The organism is uncultured Jannaschia sp. (assembly GCF_947494025.1).
Lineage (GTDB): Bacteria > Pseudomonadota > Alphaproteobacteria > Rhodobacterales > Rhodobacteraceae > Jannaschia.
Genome location: NZ_CANLTQ010000152.1, coordinates 1 through 438 on the forward strand (window position 1 = coordinate 1; position 438 = coordinate 438).

1 protein-coding gene is annotated in these 438 nt (G+C 63.5%); it reads right to left on the reverse strand.

Going from position 1 to position 438, the window contains the following annotated elements:
* Positions 1 to 168: 168 nt before the first annotated feature.
* The coding region (locus Q1B08_RS21730; RefSeq protein WP_299823528.1) for a DUF2382 domain-containing protein at positions 169 to 438 on the reverse strand (270 nt) is incomplete at its 5' end.

The window sequence follows — 438 nt, forward strand, 5'->3', positions numbered from 1 at the left end:
TCCGATGGTCCTGTGTCATCTTCATGGCCACTCCTGCACCGTGTTGGCGGAAGAAGCAGTCCGGGACACTGATATCTGCAAGACCACCGGGCTTGAAACGCCGGGAGCCGCAGCGGGGAGCCGGCGGGTCAGTAAGACCGCCGACTTTTAGCGTGATCCTGGGATGCCCTAGGTCTTGTCGACGTCGTTCTTGTCGATATCCACCTCGGTCTTGCGTACGGTGTCGGTCACGACGTCCTCGCGCTCCTCGACATCCTTGTCGACCACGACCTCCTCGGTGACCACCGCCTCCTTGGAAACCACGGCTTCCTCGTCGTGTTCGGTGATTGCGATGTCGCGCTCCTCGAACAGGGCATCGGCTTCCGCGCCCGTCACCACGCGCTCGCCGCCCGTCGCGCGGCGCTCGACCGAGACATGCTCCTTGCGAAGACGGATCCG